The following is a 19771-nucleotide window of genomic DNA, read 5'->3' as shown; positions in this document are numbered from 1 at the left end:
CCGCCGTTCGCAGCCTGGCCGATGCGTTTGATCGCTTCTTTCGAAAGCAAAACGATCCGCCTCGTTTCAAGAGCAAACGCAATCCCGTCCAAAGCTACACCACGAAGTTTACGAACGGCAATATTGCCGTTGCCTGCGATCTGCTGAAGCTTCCGAAGCTGGGATGGATGCGCTTTGCCAAGTCCCGTGAAATCGAAGGACGGATCTTGTCTGCTACGGTGCGTCGACACGGCACAGGCAAATACTTCGTTTCGATCCTATGTGAAGTAGACATCCAGCCGCTTCCTCAGGTTGATACCGCCATCGGCATAGACCTTGGCATCAAGTCGTTTGCCGTTTGCAGCAGCGGAGAAAACGTTGCGAGCCCCAAGCACCTGCGCACCTACGAAAAGCAACTTGCGTTTTGGCAGCGACGTTTGTCTCGTCGCCTAAAAGGTGGATCCAACTATCTAAAAGCGAGGCAAAAAGTCGCTCGCATACATGAGCGAATCGCTAACGCTCGGCAAGACTTTCTACATCAGCTCTCGACCAAGTGGATCCGTGAAAACCAAACGATCTGTCTGGAAGATTTGCAGGTTCGAAGTCTAATGAAAAATCACAAGTTAGCAAAGTCCATTGCCGAAGCAAGCTGGTCGACCCTTCGCACGATGCTGGAATATAAAGCAACGTGGTATGGTCGCACGATCAGCATGGTCGCCAAAAACTATCCAAGCAGTCAACTTTGTCATGTATGCCAATGGCGCAACCCCGAAGTGAAAAATCTAAACTTGCGAGCGTGGGCCTGTTCAGGATGCGGGACGCACCATGACCGTGACCACAATGCCAGCATGAACATCTTGCAAGAAGGACTGCGTTTGTTGGCAAAGCCCAACTGAACTGCGGGAACCGCAGGGATCGCTTGCTCAAGAAGAGAAGGGTGCTTCTCTGTTCGCAAGAATCCCCCACCTCAGGGCCATAGCGCAGGTGGTGGGAGTGTTCAACGATTTGTTCTATAAAAATGTACGAGGCGGTATGGACAGCGGGCTATATCAGATTGAAAAGCAAAATCTTGGTACGGCAACTGACGTATCGGTTACGGATCAGGATATTCGGCTTACCGTTGCCGAGGTGTTCTACGACGGAATTCAATTCGTAGTCAATTATCAGGTGGACTATCTCAAAAAGCAGAAGATTAAGGAAGAAGATGCCGCCTTGTATTACAAGTACAAATTTAAAGATGCTCACCCTGCGATGATAGGCACACATGCCTTTACAATTACCGGTGATCATACCTTCATAGGGACGACGGTGTTCAATACCGACCCGCTGCCGGAGAATGCGCGGCTTCATATCGCGATCCGGCGAATCGGGAACACGGATGGGAATTGGGACGTTACGGTTCCGGTGTCGCTCGACAAAACCAAACTGTTTATCAAAAACGTTCGGCCTAAAATTGCCGGCGCTTAGGACAAGAAATTTATGATCGATCAAATTACCTTTACTCCGGTAAGTACCCAAGTTGTCATCGAGACCGATTATTCGGAAAGTTTATATTATTTCTTGGAGGATGATCTGGAGACTCGCTTGCCTGGTGCTGGTGGCGGTATGGGAGGAGGTGGGGAGGATCGTAGTAATTTTGCTCCGCTTTCCGAGGTTAATCCGAAGCCTCCCTATGTTACTTTGTTGGTTGGCGAAGTGGCAAGCCAACAAACGAATACGCTGGTGCAGCAGCGGGAGGAATATGCGGACTATACCGGTCCCGGAAGCTTGCCTGTCACGTTAAAGGGTAATAAGGGAGGAACGGTGACCATTACCGGTGTCCAATTTCTGGAGGACTCTACGGTCGTCTATTACGAAGCCAGTGACGCCGTCAGCCAGAGACCTTTCCTCATTTTGTAAGATTCGTCGGGTGAACGTTTCACATCCCAAAAAAAAGACGTTCGGACTTCGAGAAATTCGTTCGCCTACAAGCTGCAATATCCGAAGCTTCCTTCAGACCGGTTTACATTTAAACTGATCGTTAATGAGTATTCCCAAGAGCCTAAAGAACCGGTGAAAATAAAAATTCCGATCGATTGGGAATAAGTCGATATAACGCAGCAAGTCCGGTTCCCTGGCATGATGCCTCCGGAGACCGGACTTGCTTTTGTAAAGAACGGTAATCAAGCGCGCCCCATACTTCTTGGTTCACTTACTGCGGCTGCAAGTAAGCTTTCACCTGCCGCTTCCACAGCTCGACGTAAGATCCCATGGCCCATTGAATCATGACGACCGATTCCTTCGGTTGAAGCGGCAGCGTCATGAGAGGGATCGGAATCCACTGGTCCGCATACGGGTAGATGATAATATTTTGCTCGGTGACGACGGCGACCATATCGCGGTTCGGGGAGGAGAAAGCATCCACCGCCCCCGGCTGCACCCGCACGATATCGCGCCAGGGAACGGCCAACTCGTCGTGCGAGACGACCGATTGGGGCAGCGCGAGCGGCACTTCCCGCAAGCGGTACGCTGTGCCTTCTGCTGCGCCGTTTGCCGGACCGTCATAGGAAGCGAGCTGCGCCGTCCATTTCCCTTGCTTGCGGGCGATGGTCCAGCTCTCGCCGGAAAGATCAGCTGCTGCGGGCTCTGCGTGTCCCGAGCCTACCGGCGGCGCAGGCTTCAACTCCTTCAGCACGGGGACGGCGGTAGCGGCGAATACGCTGCTCAGTGTGACGTGCGGCTCCGATAGCGGAGCAGGCGCCCGCCGATCCGGGGCGATCTGCTCCAGCTCTTTTACCCACACATAGTCCTGCTGTGCCGGGGATGGGGCTGCGCCGCTTTTGCCCGCCGTCGTTTGCGCCACGGCAACGTAGCGATTGCCGGCAAACATTAGCTTCTCTGCCCGGACGACGGTCTGTGCCGGCTTTCCGCGGTCTGCGCTGCCGCTTGTCTTCGGCTTGGCCGAGGCCAACTGGGCCGTCAGCGTATACGTTTCCTGCGAGCCGGTTGTTTTCCGCTCGTTCCCGATTTTCCAGAAATCAAGCTTATACGGCATCAGAATGCCTTCGCCTTCCGCCGTCTTTTGCAACCGGTTCCGGTCCGGTGCGATAAGAACGGTGCGGTATGTGCTGGGAGCCTGAGGGTTTTCCGCTGCGGGCGCATCGGAGCGCAGGCCGATCAACAGCGCCGACCGGACGGAGGCTTCCCAATCCGGGCCGTGGGGCGCGGGAGCGGCTGCAGAGGGCTGCTGCTGCATCTCCGGCTTCTCCGCCGCTTCCTGCTGCATGAGAGGGAGAGGGCGGCTGTCCGTAACGAACAAGAATATGAGAGCCGACGCCAGCACGGCAGAAACGCCGGCACTCCAGGCGCTCCACCTGCGAGGCCTGCGAACGGCGACGTGGTTATCGATGCGTTCTTCGATGCGCTTGCGCAAGTTGTCGTTGAACCCGTTTTGGCTGAACGGCCCGCGGGCCAATTCTTTCTTGAGCTCGTTATCCATCGGATCCAAGGCTTCGACTCTCCTTCATCTTCGATATTTTCCCCCGTGCGTGGAACAGCCTCGATTTAATTGTTCCTTCGCTTACGCCGAGCACCTCCGCCATCTCTTTCATGGACAGTTGATGGTGAGCGTGCAGGATCAGCACCTCGCGGTATTTGACGGGCAGCTTCAGCACCATATCCCACATCTCGTTCACGGCCATCTTGTTAAGCACCTCGTGTTCCGTAGAAGCGGCGGCCTGCTCGTACTCCCCGCGCGAGGCGATGAAGTCGACGAGCGTCACCTTGCGGTAGAAGGCCGCCTTGCGGTAATCGAGCGTCATGTTGCGGGTGATGGCGAGCAGCCACGTCTTCACCGAGGATTCGCTGCGGAACGTGCTCAAATTGCGGTAAACCTTGATGAAAACCTCTTGGGTTATATCGTCAGCCTGATCCCACTTCCGTGTGATGCTGTAGGCGTAATTCCATACGTCTTTCCCGTACGCGTTCATCAGCTCGTTCAAAATGGTTTTCTTGTCGGAGCTCGCGGACAGGTATTTCAAATAGTCAAAATTGACATTCGATTCCAAAGCTGCCACCTCTAATTTTAGACGATCTCCCCGACATTACGGTTCAATCGGAACGGAGCCGGACCCGCAAAAGGGGCCCAGGTCCGTGCCTTCTCTACCCAGTGTACTGCGATCGTCCGACGAAAGAAAGGGGCAAAATGAAGCTGACGAAACGTCAACCGCTTCCAGCTCGCCGGTTACCCGGCCATATTGTTTTTCGCGTCCTGCGGACTGAACACGGAAATATGGTCGACCTTGCCGGTGGCAGCCGGAATGACGAACTTCAACTCGAACTGTTCACTTGCTTGATAGACGTAGATCTGATCGTCGCCGTTCTTCGCCGTCTCCTTCGGTTTGCCGAGCGTCTTCTCGATGACGGGCAGCGTCAGCTTGTGAAGCTCCGGATCATAGGAGCGGACATCGAAGATCAGCTCACCTTTGTTGAAGCCGAACGTGATGCCACGTTTCTTGTAGGTGGCGTACAACCCTTTGCCGGCCGAATCGATCTGGTCCGCCTTGCCCCATTTTTTCTCGACTTCGTCAATCAGACCCGTGTGTGCAGCGTATTCACTGCCTTTCACCTGACCTTTGCGGGCGAGGACCAGCATATCCTTGAGCTGTGTTTCGACAGACGCGGAGTCAGGCTCCGCGTTCGAAGGCGCTGCGGGAGAAGACGGCGCAGGCTTGGCCGGGGCTTCGGGCGTTGTCGCCGTCCCCGGCTGCTGCGATGGCGCTGCGGATTCGGGCGGTTTGGACGCTGCGGACGGCGCGCCGGACTGGCAGGCGGTCAGCGCAAGCAAACCGGCGGCCGCTGCGGTGAGCAGCTTCATTCTCTTGATCGTATGCATGCGGCAAGCACTCCTTTGCTGAGAGATGAGTTGCGGCTTGACCGAATCGGTCATGCAAGCCTTACTCTTTCTTTACCCCAAGCTCGGGTACCGTAACGAAGGCATACCCGTCCTGTTTCAGCGCTTCGATCATGTGCGGCAGTGCCTCTACCGTATTGTCCAGCTTGCCGTTTTTCCCGCCGAAGCTGTGCATCAGGATGATGCCGCCGTTCTTCGTCCGATTGCGAACGAGCTCTACCATGTCGGCCGAAGCCGCTCCGGTCCAATCCTTCGTATCGACCGTCCAATTGACGATCTGACGTCCCGCGGAGGTCAGATTGCGCTTGATCGAAGCGGTGACGGCGCCATAAGGCGCCCGGACCATCGGGGTGTAGGAGCCGATTACTTTTTCGATCGCTTCATCCGTGCTCTTGATTTCTTTCTGAATCTTGTCGGCAGACAGCTTGGTCAGGTTCGCATGATCCCAGGAATGATTGCCGATGGAATGGCCTTCGTCATGAATGCGTTTCAGCACATCCGGGTGATTGACTACCTGCCTGCCTACGACGAAGAAGGTGGCCTTCACTTCATGCTGCTTCAAAATATCCAGCACCAGCGGCGTATACTTGTTATCCGGGCCGTCGTCGAACGTCAGCGCTACTTGCTTCGTCGCTTTGACCGGCTCAGAATTTCCTTGCTGCGCGGCGGCTCCCGGCTTACTCTCCGGCGTCCGTCCGTCGGCTGGTTGCATGGCCGGCGTGGTCGGCGAACCGGCCTCTTGAGAGGATTTCGGGTCCCCCGTGTATTTTGCGTGGATCGCCTGCTCGGGGACTACCCCCGGTACAGACGCGTTGTTCGGCGTTTGGGCCTCGTGCTGGCCGGGAGATAGCGGCTGCCGCGTCTCCGCCGCATGGATGCCGAACATGACAATCGTCGTGGCGCTGAGCAGCGATGCGCCGAGTACGACTAGTTTTCGGTCGGATAGGATTCGTATGGCCATGTAGCATTCCTCTTTCACAAGTTCGTGCTTTGCAAATACTTTGACGAGTCGAATCGACAAAAAGTTTAAAGTAAGTTCTCCCATTTCGACAGAAATTTTGCGCGCCTGTCCGGCGCTCGGACAGGTGCCGGGACCAACCCTGCCTTCATGACATAAACTGGTGCAAAACCTTGCAAATGGAGTTGAAGAGATGTCTCTCGCCCCCCTTCGTTCCCGGAGCGGCAGGATCAAAATTGATGTTCTGATCCCTGCCATTGACAAAGATCTGGAAACCTTGCCGTTCGTCATCGACGCCATCCGGAAGCAGGTCAAGCATCCGATCGGCAAAATGATGATCGTTTCTCCGAATAGCCCGAGAATTAAGGCGCTGTGCGCCAAAAAAAAATGCACTTTCGTGCATGAGCGGACGGTGCTGCCGCTCACCAAAAAACAAATCCGTTACCGTTCGAAACGATGGGAACGCTCCGGGTGGCTGCTTCAGCAACTGCTTAAGCTGAGCGGCGACAGGCTGGGTTCGAGTCGGTATTTTTTGACGATGGATGCCGATACGGTGCTCATCCGCCCGCACGTATTCTGGCAAAAGGGGAAACCCGTGTTTTATTGCCGCAACTGGAGCCATCCCGAATACTTCAGAGTCAGCCAGAGGCTAATGGGCCGCAAACGCGCCGCCCCCTCGTCGTTCGTCGCGCATTACATGCTGTTCGAGAAAGCGAAGCTGGCCCGGATGAAAAAGAGAATGGAAGCTAGACACGGGACGCGCTGGTACCAAGCCATTCTTCGCAGCATTGACAGGTCGAAGCAGTTCGGCTTCTCGGAATTCGAATTGTACGGCAACTTCGTCTATGCCGCCAATCCAAGGGGCGTCGTGCTCAAACGATGCCAGAACAAAAGCTTGAACCAAAGCGTGAAGAGCCTTTCGCCGAAGCGCATAAAAGCGTTGGCCGGCTCCTTCCGGTCGCTTTCCTTCCACAAGCGCAGAGGGTACTCGCTCAAACCGAGGGGGCTGGGGAAATGACATCGTATCAGGTCACATGGAAGGGCCCTGTCACAAGGTACGGCGGGATCGGAAGAGCCAGCCGGGAATATGCGCTTGCCTTAAGCCGACAAGGCGTGGATGTCAGGGTAGAGGTAGGAAGGTCTGGGAAGAAGAAGCCGGCAGCAGGCAGCGCCTTGGCGCGTCTGCTTCGCAAGCCACGTGCCGCAGGCAAACGCAAAATTTTGATTTACCATTATTTCCCTTATATGATACGAATGCGGAAGGAACGCCAAAAATACGACCATATCATATTGAATACTGTCTGGGAGACAACGCGCGTGCCCCGGAACTGGTTCCCAAATCTTAACCGCTTCGACGCCATCCTCGTTCCCTCCCGGCATAACAAAGCCGCCCTGCTCCGCAGCGGGGTGAAGGTACCGATCTATATCGTACCGCATGGAGTCAACACCAAGCAGTTTACGCCACGGAACAAGAAGCTGGCAGTAAAGGGGACGGCCGGAAGGTTTGTTTTCGTCTCCGTCTTCGGCTTCCAGCACCGCAAAAATCCGGAAGGCTTGCTAAGGGCTTACTGGGAAGAATTTAAACCCTCCGAGAAGGTTGCGCTGGTGATCAAGACGAACGGGTACGGTTCCCGGCAAACCGAGAAGTGGATCAAAAATAAAATCAACGGGTATAAAAAAAGGCTCGGGTTTCGGAAAACGGCCCCGGTAATTTTAATTTCCAGCCGCATGCCGGAGCATCGGCTGAAGGGGCTGTATACGCTCGGTTCCGCGTTCGTGCTTCCAACGAGGGGAGAAGGGGTCGGACTGCCGTTTCTCGAATCGCTGGCAAGCGGCGTGCCGGTCATCGCAACGGGCTGGGGCGGACACATGGATTTCGTCAAGCGCCGAAATTCGTTCCTGGTCAAATACCGGCTGCAAAACCCGGGTGTCAGCATGAGAAGCAAGCATGCGATCTCGCACCTCTTCCGCAGTTTTTTTGCGCAAAAGGGGCAGCGCTGGGCCGAGCCGAAAATCGGCAGCTTGAAGAGGCAGATGAGAACTGCTTTTCAGCAGCGCGCCGTATGTCGAAAGAAAGGAAAACAAGGCAGGCGAGACGTGATGCAGTTCACGTGGAACCGTGCCGGGGCCGGCATGAAGCGGGTGGTGGAACGAACGATCCGAAAGAAAAGCCGCCGGTAACAAATTGGGTTTACGGCTCGCAGACCGACAAAAGCAGGAGCCCCATTGCCTGGATAAGCAGGCAATGGGGCTCTGTGTGTAAGAAAGGCTGGTCCAATAGCTTAGTTAATCAAGCTGCCGTTCTGCAACAAATTGTACAGGACGGTTGCGGCGGCTTCCCGGGTCGTCGGGTCGGCCGGATGGAAGTGCGGCGTTCCGTCGATCTCGTCGCCGCTCATCAAACCGCTTTTTGTAACCGCATCGATGCTGTTCATGGCGTACTCGGCAAATTCGGAAGCATCCGCATACGGCTTGCGCGAAGGATTGCTCTTCGGCGTAAGCTGGATGAGGGACGATGCCCGGGACAGCATCACGGCCAAGTCTTGGCGGCTGATGCTGGCATGCGGAGCGAATCGCCCTTCTTCCACGCCGTTGATCAGACCCGCTTCATAGGCGGCGGCAATATCGTCGGCAAACCAGTCGGAGGCGCTCACGTCTTGGAACGGAGCTTTCGAGCCGGCATGCAGACCGAGCGCGCGGACCAGCATGGCCGAGAATTGCGCGCGGGTTACCTGTTCTTTCGGCGAGAACGCCGAAGCTGAAGTTCCGTTCAGCAGCAGCCTGTTGGCCAAGGCCTGGATGTGCGATTGCGCCCAAGACGTGCCGATGTCTGTAAACGCGATAGAACGGGTTGCAGCCGCATAGGTCGAGATGCCCGGGCGGTTGACGGTTACGGTGAGCGTGCCGTCTTTGTTCTGAGCGACGCTCGCCGGAACGGCATAAACCTTTCCGTTGTCGATATACAAGACGCCCAGTGCGTTAGCGTCGGTATTGCCGCTCACGGTAAAGGAGCTTTTCAGGAAATCGCGGTTGGATACGGCAAGCGGCTGCGTATCGCTGCCGTTCACTGTGTTCACGGCAAAGGAAACCGGTGTACCGGCCACTTTGGCTCCCGGGAACCCGTCGGCGAAGGCCGATGCGCGTTCCGCGTCATACCGGACGGTTACGTTCAGCCCTGCCGCTGCCGGTACGCGCTTCAATACCGAAACGGGGAGCGAAATCGACGCATTTCCGTTGCTGACGACAACGGAGTTTTGCTCGCCCGACGCTTTCAACGTGTTCACTTGATCAGGCGTCAGCTTGACGATGACTTGCTGGGACGCCGTTGCATAGACGGAGACGACCACGGCAACCGGCGTGCCGGACTCCGTTTTTAAAGCGGCTTTCAGGTCTGTGTCCGTAATGGTCGCCGTCAGCGTGTTGCCGTCTGTCGTTACCGTCCGTTTCAGCGAAGCGGAGGTTTGTCCTTGATTCACGACTGCATCGACAGAAGGAGTGCTGCCGGGCGTCTCCGTGCTGCCGCTTACAGATCCGCCATAATAGAAGCCGCCGCCACCGCTGCCGCTGTTGTAAATCGGCGTACTGCTGTCGTCCGTGCTGCTGACGCGGAGCGTTTTCCATGCGACATATTGAATAAGCTCGCCGCTGGCATCACGTTTCGGTTGCCCTTTCGCATCCAGGATAAGAGCGCGGACCATGAGTTTATACGTGCCTTCCTTCAGGCGCTGAACAATCGGCTTTCCGTTGCCATCCACTTTATCGTTAATATAAGTGCCGTCGACGTTCTGGAACGTATAGGTCCCCGGAGCAAGCAATTGCGGTTTCCCGCTTGCGTCTTGCTTCAGAATTTGTCCCATGGTGCCGACGTACTTGTCATCCACGCCGTAAACGTTCAGATCCAAATAGTTCGCGTCTTTCGCCGTCAGGGTCACGGAGACGTCCGTCGACTTGCTTGGCGTAATGACGGTTCGGGTCAGCGTCACGTCTTGCAGCCCGAAGCCGTTGTCCGGCCGTTTTGTGCCGACATGCACGACGAACGGCAGGTGCAGCGAAGGCAGTCCGGCGCTCTCCAGCAGCACTTCTCCTTCATACACGCCGTCGGCGGCTGTAGCCTTGGGCGCTACGGAAAGGGAGAACTTCTGTGTCGACTTGGCTCCGGCGGAAATCGTATTGCCGCTGCCGAGACCTTCCAGCGTCGCGACGATGTTGTTCACGTCCGGTGTCTTCACCGGGTTGTTCGGATCGGATGTGACGTTCGGATGCAGCTTGATCGACGCTTTATACGTTACCGCTTTGTCCGAAGTGTTTTTGAGCTGGAGTTGCTCTTTCTTCGCATTGCTTCCGGCAGCCATCAACCCGAAGCTGGCGCTGCTGCCATAGTTGACGACCTCTTGCGGATTCAGGTTCTTGTCAAGAATGGTGATCTGCTCAACCGTCTGGAGCACGGCCGGCGTATAGACCGCCTGAGACACGTTGATGCGGCCTGCGCCTTGAGAATATACATCGTATGGCGTTTCCTTAGCGTCTTTGATCCCGTCCGCGGTATTGGCCATCGCCGCGCGGATATCGAACGGCGTCCAATCCGGGTGCTGCTGCTTCAGAAGCAGGGCGACGCCCGCTACGTGCGGAGTCGCCATGCTGGTTCCGCTGCTCCGCTTGTACGCTTGCGCGTAGGAGGCGCCGGGAATGCTTTTGCCGTAGGCCGGATAAGTCGACAGCACGTTCACACCCGGCGCGCTAATATCCGGCTTAATGCTCAGCTTGTCGTCCGACAGAGGACCGCGAGAGCTGAACGTTGCCATCGTATCGCCCTTATCGATCGTTTGCGGATAGCTTGGGCCGAACGTCAGGCGGAACGGCTTGGCCGGATTGGCCAATACGGCAGTGGCCAATGCGCGTCCCTGCTGTCCGGACATGTCGAAGGCGGGAATATATTCAAAGTCGTCCCCAATGAAGGAGTCGATATGCCCGTCCCGTCCGTTTATGCTGGGGGAAAGATCCGGTATGTCCTTGCCACTGGCATCCTTCGTGATATTGCCGTTAAAAATCACGATGGCTTTGGCTCCGCCCTTTTTCGCATTTTTAATTTTGTCTACGAAGGCCAGCGAACCGCGCGATACGAAGGCGATCTTGCCTTTCGCTTTATCGTTTGCGAAATCTTCTTCTTGCCCAAGCCCTGCATATACAGCTTCGATGGAGTTCGTCCCGAGGATCGCTTTAAAGTCCTCTTGCCCGGTTTTCCAGGCCATGACGTTCAACGGATAATAAACGGCTTCGTACACGGAGCTGGTAACCGAAGCCTTATAACGGTTGGACGGGCTGGTCACCGCGCCGACGGAGATCGCAAGCTGCGAAGAAGCCGGCGAGCCCATCGAGTAGAAGTACGGCCCTTTATCTCCCGCATTGCCGCTGGCCACGACGGCGACGATGCCGCCGAGAACGGCATTGTTGATCGCGATCGAATCCGGGGAGTTCGGGTCCTTTTCCTCGTCCGAGCCGAGCGACAGGTTGATCACGTCCATTTTGTCCTTGACCGCGCGCTCGATTCCGTCGATCACTTGGGCCGAAGAGCCGGACGATCTGCCGGTTTTGGGGTCGCGGGACAACACTTTATAGACGTAGAGGTCCGCTTCGTAGGCCACGCCTTTTTGGACGATATCGGTGTTCGTATTCTTGGCCCGGCCGGCGATCGTACCGGATACGTGCGTGCCGTGAGACGTGCCCTCGAAGCCTTTTCCAAACGGGTCCTGAGCCTTCGGAATCGGCGGTTCCTCATAAGGATCGGGCGTATTGAATGAAGAGTTGTACCCGCCCTTATAGGCATCCTTCAAATCCGGGTGCAAATAATCGACGCCGCTGTCGATGACACCGACCTTCAAGCCTTTGCCGGTCAAGCCCTTGGCCCAAGCGTCCTGGGCTCCGATTTGCTTGATGGGCGCGACATCGTAGCTGCCGGTCACGGCATCGACCGGCTGCGGAGCTTCGACGGGCAAAGCATAATAGGTCCGGTTCTCATGAATCGACTTGACGCCGGGGATGGCGGCCAGCTCGGGGATCTTGTTGGCCGGCAGCGTAATTTCCATGCCGTTGAGCACGGTATTGTATTGGTAGTTGACTTTCAAATCGATGCCTTCGGATTTCGCCAAGCTGATCATGGACGATTGTTCGCTATTGACAGCGCTTTCTAAAGATTCTGCAGAAAGCTGCTGCTGGCCCAGCTCGACAGCGTATTTTCCGACGGATACCGGCTGTCCGCTCAGTTGGACGATGACGTTCACCTTGTTCGTGGAGGTGGTGTCCAGCTTGTCGGAAATAAAGGCATTGGCATTCGGATGAAAAGAAAGAGTGCGGATGATTTGCGCATCGACGATGCCGGACGGGGTACCCGATACCGATGTCAAAGGCGCCGCCTGTGCAACGCTTTGCATCATTAAACCTGCGGTTAATAGAGTAGACAGCAGTGAGAGACGCGAAAACTTTGCTCTTCTCATATCAAAACTCCTTTTCACTATGATTTTGAGAGCTGAAGTGAATCGTCACCCCCGATTCGACTTGTGTTTACAGCATTTACAAGAATTTATTGTATCACCTATTTCAAATATATACCATATATTATAGTAAAATCTTCTAATAGAAATGTATAGAATTCGATAGATTTATTTGAATTTGGTGATGGATAAGTGTTGACTATTAAGTTAACTTGAGTTAATTTATTTATTGGAGTTTACAATGGAACAAAAGTAAATTGTGTGAGGTGATTTCGCTCTATGGACGCGCAATCGATCCCGCTGCGGGAACTCAAAAAAGCGCGGACCAAGCTGGCGCTGTACGAGGCGAGCTTGGAGCTGATCGGCGAACGTTCGTTTCGCGAGCTGCTGGTAGATGACATCTGCCGCAAGGCGGAAGTGTCGAAGGTGACGTTTTTCAAGTTTTTCCGGCAAAAAGAGGACGTGCTGGTCTACTTCATGCGGGTATGGCTGACCTTCCGGCGGATCGAGCTGGCGGAGCGGCCGCTGCGGGGAATGGCGGCCATCCGGCATATGCTCGGGAAGGTCGTCGAAGAGGCGGAGACGAAGCCGGGCTTGATGCTGAGTCTGATTGGTTTTTTGTCGGAAATGAAGATGCACCCGTGTATGCCGGAGTTAAGTGCGGCGGAAGTCCGCTTGTTGTTCCCGGGCCAAGAGGAGCTGGGGGCGCAGGAGCCGGATTTGCATCAGGAATTTACGAAACGGATGCAGGAAGCGGCCGAGGACGGGGAGCTACGTCCGGGAGTATCCGCGGAATCGGCGGTAGTACTGCTGCATACGATTTTTTACGGCGCTTATTTGACCGGGCATTTGTACGGTAGCACGGATTTGATGGGAGTCTACGAAACGCATCTGGAGGTGCTGTGCGCTGACCGGGAGAAGGGGAGATAAGGGATGAGCAAAGTGGTTAACGGCCGCTATACGGCCGAGATCGACGGGGACTTCGTCGTATTCCAGATCGGGATGAGGATCAACAAGCCGTGGGCGGTCCATAAGTGGCTTCCGGTATTCAAGGCGATGCCGCCGATGATCCGGGAGCTGTACGAGAACCCGGAGCTCGGGTTCCTGCACGCCAATTACTATGTGACGCTGCGGGGGCCGGTCATCCTGCAATATTGGCGTTCGTTCGAGCACCTGGAACGGTATGCGCGACACGGCGCCGTGCATTTGCAAGCTTGGCGCGAGTTCAATCGGAAGGTGGCGGCCAGCGGGGCCGTCGGCATATTTCACGAGACGTTCATCGTCCAGCAGGGACAGTACGAGTGCTTGTACCATAACGTGCCCGTCTTCGGGCTGGCGAAGGCCGGCCGGCACGTGCCCGCCACCGGGCGCCGTGAAACCGCTGCGCGCAGGCTCGGACGGGATAGCGACCCGGCCGTACCGACGCCTCCGGCGCCATCCATGTAGAGGCAGCGCAAACAAGCACCTGGCCAAGGAACGGCTTGGCAGGTGCTTGTTCGGACGCGGTCCGGTCCGCTCCTTCCGGAGGCGGCTCCCCTAAACGAACGGGTACGCGTAGTTTTGCGGTGCTTCGAAGAAATGGCTGACGTTGACCAATCGGCCCGGATCGAAGCTTATACGGACGGGGCCCTCGGCATAAATGTCGAGATCGCAGTACCCGTGAGGCCAATCCAGCATTCCCGTCAGACGATACAGATAAGGGCTCCGGGGGGTGAATCCCCGAATGGCCCATTCTTTGGCCAAGGAAACCTTGCTGCCGTCGGCGGTTCGGACAAAATCGTTGTTTTGCTCCAAAGATTGATACAGAACGGTCGAAACGCTTACTTTCGATACCTGATGGAACTCGAGCTTCGCCATGCCGGCCAAATAAAAATGACTGCCTTCGTCCGGCCTATGAATCCGATTCCGGACGCACCAGTCTTTGCTGATATCTATTCCCCAGGCGCCGATGCGCAGGGTGTCTTCCGTAAGCGGAACGCTGTTGAAAAAAAGATGCGACTCGCGAAAACCGATCGATTTAAAAGAGTCGTTTGTAATATCTCCCTCAAATATCATATCCAGTAGTCCTTCCATGCCAGAATTCAGTTTCTCGAATCGCTGCCGAGCGGCAGCTCAAGCCCTTGCTTTCTCTCCTCTTTCCAGAACTTATTTTCCGGAAAGAACGAACCAGGTCCGGCGGAAAACCGGATCGTCCAATCGCCGATGAATTTCATTCAGCAGCAAACGAATAAATTTCGGATCAAGCTGAAGCTGGACTGCGTCGGTGTAGCAGTCCAAGAGCCAATCGTTTTTAAGAGAACGCATGCTTGCCATTACTTGCCCCCACTCAAAGCGTTTCCATATTTATACTAAAATGATAGTATTAGTTGGTCGCGTGTGCATCACATTTTGTTTTTCGTCCGATGGCAAAAAGGATTGCAATATATGGAAAATGAACGCAAAATCAAAAACATAACGTTGACAGCGGCGTAACGCTTATACTATTGTGAATTTAGTTAAGTATTTAACTATGTTGGACTGCGGGTGATTTACTGGTGCAGGATCTTCAAGCTTACGTACTCGATCCACCGCTGCCTACGCAGGCTTTCTTCGCGTTGGTCGATGCGACGGCAAATTTAGTTGGGGCTTCCGAGCGGTACTGGAATTCCAAAGGACTTCATGGCGCCCGAATGCGCGTGTTGGTCGAAATCTCCAAGGAAGGCGGGACGATTCTCCCGTCCTTGTTAGCCCGGAGAATCGGGGTGACGAAGCCGAATATTAGCATTCTGCTTACTCCGCTTGAGCACGACGGCTATATCCGCCGCTCCGGCCATCCGGAAGACGGCAGGAAGACGGTGATTTCGATAACCGCCGAAGGCCGGGAACTGCTGCAGCGTTACTTGCCGGGCAACCGCGAGGAAATCGCCGAACGCATGAAAGGCTTGGAGGAGCAGGAGCTGAAGCAATTGATTTCGTTACTAAACAAGATTCATACGCATGCTTAAACGGAAGCGGAAAAGCAGCAGAGTGTTGAGAAAGAGAAACATCGGAGGTGGGGTATCTACTGGAGGAGCGATAGCGTTCGCCTTTGTCTGCGGGAAATACCCGCTGTTAAGCGGATTCTAATGAAAATTTCCTGCAGACAACAGCGACCGGAAGTAGATACCCCGCCCCCTCGTACTTCTCTATACTCCCGTTTCGATCACTTTCTCAACAAGCTTAAAGCAGCTTTGACGAAAGCGAGGTTTCGAAGCAATGACGATTCTTATTACAGGTGCCACCGGACAATTAGGCCGTTTGATCGTAGGACATCTCTTGCAGAAAGTCGAAGCCGGTCAAATCATCGCGTGCGTGCGTCATCCGGAAAAGGCGGCGGACTTCGCCCGTCTCGGAATCGAGGTCCGCTACGGCGATTACGATCGGCCTGAATCTCTCGCGGAGGCTTACGCCGGGGCCGGGGGAGCGAAGCTGCTGCTGATTTCCAGCCCTCACCCCGACGATACGGTCCGCATCCGCCAGCATGTTCATGCGATCGAAGCGGCCAAGCAAGCTCAGGTCGGGCATTTGGTGTACACGGGCTTCGCTTATCCGGAAAAAAGCTCTGTCACGCTCACGCAGCTTCATCTGGCGACGGAGTATGCCATCCGTACGACCGGAATTCCGTACACGTTTCTGCGCAGCGCTCTGTATACGGACTTCCTTGCCGCGATCGGTCTGAAGGAGGCCGCCGCCCGGGGCGAGTTGATTACATACCCGGGAGACTGGGCGTTTAATGCCGTCACACGGGACGATCTTGCTCTCGCTGCAGCGGCCGTTCTGACCGAAGAGGGCCATGATCAGCGGAGCTACGAGCTTACCGCGCCCCGCTCCTGGACCTTCGGCGAACTGGCGCAAACGGTATCCGAGCTTACGGGTAAGCCCGTTATTCATCGTGAGGATTCGGCGGCCGACAGCTGGCTGTACCGTTTTCTGGCCAGGATCGATACCTCCTCCACGTCCCCGGATCTGGAAAGATTGATCGGCCGGAGCGCCACGACGCTCAGGGAAACGGTGAAGCGGCTGATCGGCGCGTAAGCGTGAAGTCAACTGTTTAATCTTGACAATCTCCATGACCCGAAGTAAAATCCATCTGTAACGAAGAAGTCCTCGTTAGGTGAGGCTCCTATACAAACATAGGCCACTGCCCAGAAATATCGAAAGATGCCCATGGGTAGAACAGGAACTGCCGGATTAAGGCTTTTCTTAAGGTGGCTAAGAGCGCTGCTCTTTACGTTGTATAGTGCCAAAACTCGACCAGGGGGAGCGGAAGCGTCGTCGTGCGTCTTTTTAAGCCCTCCAGGTTTGTTGCTGGAGGGCTTTTCGATTTTGACGCCAAATAAGGGGGGGACAGCCGAATGGACAGTTATGCGAGTCGAAACTTACTTCACTTTAATCCTCATTATGATGTAGACCAAAGAGAACGCGATGTTCGCTTGTCCCTTCCATGCTCCCCTTGCTGCGCTGCCCGTCGGCTTTTATCCGGACGGGTCTATTCGGCAAGCTTATTTGACATGTGAGCCGGACCATAGAACAGACGTATAGCGACAAGCTCTCTCTTTGCGGGAGAGCTTTTTTTGTTTTCGCATTTCATGGCTGAAGAGGTGATAAAGATGACGATGGAAATGATCATGAAGCTTGGCCTTGCCTTATTGTTCGGATTATTGATCGGCATTGACAGACAAATTAAACAGAAGCAGCTGGGGCTAAGGCCGAGCATGGTCATCTGTGTTGCAAGCTGTCTGGTGACGATCGTATCGATCGAAGCGTTCGGCAAGTTCGGCGGCCCTAATCACCCGAATATGGACCCGATGCGGCTTGCGGCGCAAATTGTGAGCGGAGTCGGCTTCATCGGAGCCGGCGTTATTTTGCGCAGAAGCAACGAGGTCATCTCCGGGCTCACCTCCGCGGCGCTCGTCTGGTCGGCGTCGGCGCTCGGCATCACGATAGGGGCGGGCTTTTATCTGGAAGCGGCATGTGCAGTCGTTCTTTTGATGGCTGCGGTGAATGTCGTCCCGTTTCTGATCAAAACCGTCGGTCCCGCCAAGCTGAGCCGGCACGAAGTGGCCGTTCGGATTGTGGTGGAGTCGAATTACCGGATGACCGAGCTGATCCAAAGGATCGAGCGCAAAGGAACAAGCGGATATTCCCCCAAGGAAGCATATAAAATCCGGCATTTTAAACTTAAAGATATCGATGAAGATCGCCAACGGATGGACTTCGTACTCTCGGTACCGGAAGAACAGTATACGACGGAAATTTATTATTACATCAAGAAGATCGATCATGTGCTCAGCGTTGAAATTGAAAATCTGTAAATGGGAGGAGGAGCTCGCATGTTCAAACTGGATCAATACAAATTCAAGGAAGAATATACGTACTATATGCTCCAAGCGTTAAAGGTAGGGAAGAAGGAGGCGTTCCGCAAAGATTTTCTGAACCTGCATCCGACCGATCAGATGCAATTTTTCATCGAATTGGACGAAGCCAGACGGTCGCGGGTGTACGCTTTCCTGTCTCCGGAAGAGTTCGGGGACATTTTCGGCGAACTGGACCCGTTTATACAGAAAACATGTATCGCCGAGCTGGATCGCCATTACGCAATTGAGATGCTGAGCGAGCTGCCCTCCGACGATGCGGCCGATTTCTTCGGTCTGTTGTCTGACAAGGAGGCACGAAGCCGACGAGATCAAGCAGCTGCTGACGTATAAACAAGGCTCGGCAGGCGCTTTGATGACGACCGACGTTGTAACCGTGACCGGATGTTTTATTTATAGACCCATGCGATTAGAGGAGGCGTTCCGCCTATGAACACGACCAACAGAGGCCGGCCCGATTTTCTCATGCTCTTTTTGACCGTTCTGCTTGCTGCCATCGGCTTGGTCATGGTATTCAGCTCCAGTGCCATGACTTCGTCCATCAAGTACCATAACATGTGGTATTTTGAACTAAGACAAGTGACGTGGGCTTTCGCAGGATTGTTTTTGCTTTTCTTTTTTATGAATATACGGTACCGAAAGCTAAAAAAATGGTTTCGCCCGCTTTTTCTGCTCACGGTTGTATTGCTTGTGCTTGTCCTTATTGTAGGGACGAAGGTGAACGGACATAAAAGCTGGTTCGGCATCGGATCGCTGGGTATGCAGCCTACGGAATTGGCCAAGCTGAGCCTCGTTTTGTATTTGGCGGCTCTGATCGAAAAGAAGGGTGCCCGTTTTCAAAATTTTAAAGAAGGCTTGGCGCCCGTTCTGCTCATTGTCGGGTTCATCGCCGGATTGATTATGCTGCAGCCGGATATCGGCTCGAACATTATTATTGTTTCCGCATCCGTCATCATGATGATCGTAGGCGGGGCCAACAGGAAGCATCTATTGCTTGTTGCCCTATGTGCGATGCCGGTCGGACTGGTGATTGTGATGGCCAAAAGCTACCGGATTCAAAGATTGACCTCGTTCATGGATCCTTGGAGCGATACGCAAAACTCCTCCTATCAGCTGGTCCAGTCTTTATATGCTTTTGGCCATGGCGGTCTGGCCGGCTCCGGTTTCGGGCAGGGCGTTCAAAAGCTGTTCTATTTGCCCGAAGCGCATACGGACTTTATTTTTTCAACCATAGGCGAAGAATTCGGCTTCATCGGAAGCGCCTTATTTTTGCTGATTTATTTGGCTTTTCTATGGAGGGGCCTCATCATCGCTCTGCGGAGTCCCGACTTGTTCGGTACCCTGTGCGGTATCGGGATTGTTACGACGATCGGGATTCAGGCGCTGATCAATCTGGGGGGAGTTACCGGAAGCATTCCGATCACGGGGGTGCCCCTTCCTTTCATTAGTTACGGCGGTTCGTCGCTGCTGCTGTGTATGGTCAGCATCGGAGTCCTGCTAAGCATCTCGCGAGAAAGGGCCGCAGGCGGCCGGAAGCGAGGACGGTTACTCCCCGGCAACCGTGCCGCTCAGCTCATGGATATGAGCCATCATGGCTTTGACCTGCCGGTTCAATTCGGTCATCTGCTCGAGCGTCATGCCGCTGGAGGCGAAAAGCGTTTGCGGAATGCAGACCGCTTTGTGCCGAAGCGCCAAGCCTTTGTCCGCGATCCGGACGATCACGACGCGCTCGTCCTCGCTGGACCGCTTCCTCTGCACCAGCCCGGCCGCTTCCATCCGCTTCAGCATCGGCGTCAAGGTTCCCGAGTCGAGATCGAGGATTTCGCTCAGCTCTTTGACCGTGCTTTCTTCCTTTTCCCACAAAACCAATAACACAAGATATTGGGGGTAGGTCAGCCCAAGCTCGTCGAGCAGCGGCCGGTACATTCGCGAAATCGCTCTCGAACAGGCGTACAGACTGAAGCATAGCTGATTGTCGAGTTTCAAATATTCATTATGACTCATGGGAGGAACCTTCTTTCCTCAATCCTGTTCATGTCCCGGAAGGATTGATTGTGCACAA

General features: G+C 54.7%; 19 protein-coding genes, 1 pseudogene and 1 riboswitch. Of the genes and pseudogenes, 12 read left to right on the top strand and 8 right to left on the bottom strand.

Translation table 11 applies throughout. The features are described 5' to 3' along the window. From tnpB to QMG93_RS33365, 3 genes are all read left to right on the top strand, one after another. On the top strand, positions 1-875 hold an 875-nt coding region (gene tnpB, locus QMG93_RS33375), incomplete at its 5' end, for an IS200/IS605 family element RNA-guided endonuclease TnpB (RefSeq protein WP_281944229.1). An 88-nt stretch (positions 876-963) separates the two neighbouring features. Then, positions 964-1446 (top strand): DUF4179 domain-containing protein, encoded by a 483-nt coding sequence (locus QMG93_RS33370; protein ID WP_281944228.1) that lies wholly within the window; start codon positions 964-966, stop codon positions 1444-1446. Positions 1447-1458: 12 nt separating this feature from the next. Continuing rightward, positions 1459-1878, top strand: a complete 420-nt coding sequence (locus QMG93_RS33365) for a hypothetical protein (protein ID WP_281944227.1) — start codon at positions 1459-1461, stop codon at positions 1876-1878. A gap of 292 nt (positions 1879-2170) precedes the next feature. Here the strand turns inward: QMG93_RS33365 and QMG93_RS33360 are convergent, their stop codons facing one another. From QMG93_RS33360 to QMG93_RS33345, 4 genes are all read right to left on the bottom strand, one after another. Beyond that, positions 2171-3466: a hypothetical protein gene (locus QMG93_RS33360; RefSeq protein ID WP_281944226.1), complete on the bottom strand. Its 1296-nt coding sequence runs from the start codon at positions 3464-3466 to the stop codon at positions 2171-2173. Beyond that, on the bottom strand, positions 3450-4025 hold the full coding sequence (locus QMG93_RS33355; RefSeq protein ID WP_281944225.1) for an RNA polymerase sigma factor: 576 nt from the start codon (positions 4023-4025) through the stop codon (positions 3450-3452). The genes QMG93_RS33360 and QMG93_RS33355 overlap by 17 nt, the downstream gene beginning before the upstream one ends. Before the next feature lie 176 nt (positions 4026-4201). Further along, positions 4202-4852 carry a YjgB family protein gene (locus QMG93_RS33350; RefSeq protein ID WP_281944224.1) on the bottom strand — a complete coding sequence of 217 codons (651 nt, stop codon included), beginning with the start codon at positions 4850-4852 and terminating at the stop codon, positions 4202-4204. 61 nt (positions 4853-4913) lie between these two features. Beyond that, entirely contained in the window at positions 4914-5831 is a 918-nt protein-coding gene (locus QMG93_RS33345; RefSeq protein ID WP_281944223.1) for a polysaccharide deacetylase family protein, read from the bottom strand. Between the two features lie 190 nt (positions 5832-6021). Between QMG93_RS33345 and QMG93_RS33340 the strand changes: the two genes are divergently transcribed. After that, positions 6022-6846 carry a DUF6492 family protein gene (locus QMG93_RS33340; RefSeq protein ID WP_281944222.1) on the top strand — a complete coding sequence of 275 codons (825 nt, stop codon included), beginning with the start codon at positions 6022-6024 and terminating at the stop codon, positions 6844-6846. Next, positions 6843-8009, top strand: coding sequence for a glycosyltransferase family 4 protein (locus QMG93_RS33335; RefSeq protein ID WP_281944221.1), 1167 nt, complete (start codon positions 6843-6845; stop codon positions 8007-8009). The genes QMG93_RS33340 and QMG93_RS33335 overlap by 4 nt, the downstream gene beginning before the upstream one ends. Before the next feature lie 101 nt (positions 8010-8110). Here QMG93_RS33335 and QMG93_RS33330 read toward each other — a convergent pair whose 3' ends face one another. Beyond that, positions 8111-12319 carry a S8 family serine peptidase gene (locus QMG93_RS33330; RefSeq protein ID WP_281944220.1) on the bottom strand — a complete coding sequence of 1403 codons (4209 nt, stop codon included), beginning with the start codon at positions 12317-12319 and terminating at the stop codon, positions 8111-8113. Between the two features lie 276 nt (positions 12320-12595). Between QMG93_RS33330 and QMG93_RS33325 the strand changes: the two genes are divergently transcribed. Continuing rightward, positions 12596-13246, top strand: a complete 651-nt coding sequence (locus QMG93_RS33325) for a TetR/AcrR family transcriptional regulator (RefSeq protein ID WP_281944219.1) — start codon at positions 12596-12598, stop codon at positions 13244-13246. A gap of 3 nt (positions 13247-13249) precedes the next feature. Further along, positions 13250-13762, top strand: a complete 513-nt coding sequence (locus QMG93_RS33320) for a DUF4188 domain-containing protein (RefSeq protein ID WP_281944218.1) — start codon at positions 13250-13252, stop codon at positions 13760-13762. A 90-nt stretch (positions 13763-13852) separates the two neighbouring features. Here the strand turns inward: QMG93_RS33320 and QMG93_RS33315 are convergent, their stop codons facing one another. After that, positions 13853-14371, bottom strand: a complete 519-nt coding sequence (locus QMG93_RS33315; RefSeq protein ID WP_281944217.1) for a hypothetical protein — start codon at positions 14369-14371, stop codon at positions 13853-13855. A gap of 90 nt (positions 14372-14461) precedes the next feature. After that, positions 14462-14629, bottom strand: a complete 168-nt coding sequence (locus QMG93_RS33310) for a sporulation histidine kinase inhibitor Sda (RefSeq protein ID WP_309299720.1) — start codon at positions 14627-14629, stop codon at positions 14462-14464. A 221-nt stretch (positions 14630-14850) separates the two neighbouring features. Between QMG93_RS33310 and QMG93_RS33305 the strand changes: the two genes are divergently transcribed. The 5 genes and pseudogenes from QMG93_RS33305 to ftsW form a co-directional block, all read left to right on the top strand. Then, positions 14851-15300, top strand: coding sequence for a MarR family winged helix-turn-helix transcriptional regulator (locus QMG93_RS33305; protein WP_309299719.1), 450 nt, complete (start codon positions 14851-14853; stop codon positions 15298-15300). Positions 15301-15550: 250 nt separating this feature from the next. After that, positions 15551-16369, top strand: coding sequence for an NAD(P)H-binding protein (locus QMG93_RS33300; RefSeq protein WP_281944216.1), 819 nt, complete (start codon positions 15551-15553; stop codon positions 16367-16369). 64 nt (positions 16370-16433) lie between these two features. Then, positions 16434-16603: riboswitch (M-box (ykoK) riboswitch) on the top strand. 341 nt (positions 16604-16944) lie between these two features. Then, positions 16945-17649: an MgtC/SapB family protein gene (locus QMG93_RS33295; protein ID WP_281944215.1), complete on the top strand. Its 705-nt coding sequence runs from the start codon at positions 16945-16947 to the stop codon at positions 17647-17649. A gap of 18 nt (positions 17650-17667) precedes the next feature. Further along, positions 17668-18042, top strand: coding sequence for a magnesium transporter MgtE N-terminal domain-containing protein (locus tag QMG93_RS33290; protein WP_281944214.1), 375 nt, complete (start codon positions 17668-17670; stop codon positions 18040-18042). Between the two features lie 96 nt (positions 18043-18138). Continuing rightward, positions 18139-19215 (top strand): annotated as a pseudogene (gene ftsW / locus QMG93_RS33285) (putative lipid II flippase FtsW); the annotation flags it as partial. Between the two features lie 39 nt (positions 19216-19254). On the opposite strand, the gene QMG93_RS33280 reads toward ftsW, so the two are convergent. Then, on the bottom strand, positions 19255-19713 hold the full coding sequence (locus QMG93_RS33280) for a MarR family winged helix-turn-helix transcriptional regulator (RefSeq protein WP_281944213.1): 459 nt from the start codon (positions 19711-19713) through the stop codon (positions 19255-19257). Positions 19714-19771 lie beyond the last annotated feature (58 nt).

The organism is Paenibacillus tyrphae (genome assembly GCF_027925525.1).
Classification (GTDB): Bacteria; Bacillota; Bacilli; order Paenibacillales; family NBRC-103111; genus Paenibacillus_G; species Paenibacillus_G tyrfis_B.
The sequence above is the reverse complement of the archived record's forward strand: the minus strand, read 5'-3'. Positions and strand labels throughout refer to the sequence as shown.